Origin of the sequence: Burkholderia sp. Ac-20349 (assembly GCF_017104865.1) — a bacterium.
In the GTDB taxonomy this organism is placed as follows: Bacteria; Pseudomonadota; Gammaproteobacteria; order Burkholderiales; family Burkholderiaceae; genus Burkholderia; species Burkholderia aenigmatica.
Genome location: NZ_JAAGPM010000370.1, coordinates 1 through 389, shown reverse-complemented (window position 1 = coordinate 389; position 389 = coordinate 1). Strand labels below are relative to the sequence as shown.

The 389-nt window shown below is 54.0% G+C and carries 2 tRNA genes and 1 rRNA gene; all 3 read left to right on the top strand.

The features are described from left to right. Positions 1-84, top strand: a 16S ribosomal RNA gene (locus tag G3N61_RS39290); the annotation flags it as partial. Between the two features lie 63 nt (positions 85-147). Next, positions 148-224: transfer RNA gene (locus G3N61_RS39285), tRNA-Ile, on the top strand. Positions 225-264: 40 nt separating this feature from the next. After that, positions 265-340 (top strand) — tRNA-Ala (locus tag G3N61_RS39280). Positions 341-389: the final 49 nt, after the last annotated feature.

Below are 389 nucleotides of genomic sequence, written 5' to 3'. Positions count from 1 at the left end.
ACGGTCACCACGGTAGGATTCATGACTGGGGTGAAGTCGTAACAAGGTAGCCGTATCGGAAGGTGCGGCTGGATCACCTCCTTTCCAGAGCTTCTCGCAAAATTGAGCGCTCACGCTTATCGGCTGTAAATTTAAAGACAGACTCAGGGGTCTGTAGCTCAGTCGGTTAGAGCACCGTCTTGATAAGGCGGGGGTCGTTGGTTCGAATCCAACCAGACCCACCATTGTCTGGCGGTAACACACCTGAGGTCATCTGTACTCAATGGGGGCATAGCTCAGCTGGGAGAGCACCTGCTTTGCAAGCAGGGGGTCGTCGGTTCGATCCCGTCTGCCTCCACCAATCACCAACGCTAAGCGCTTGGTTCAGACACTGAACCGAGAATTTTGCA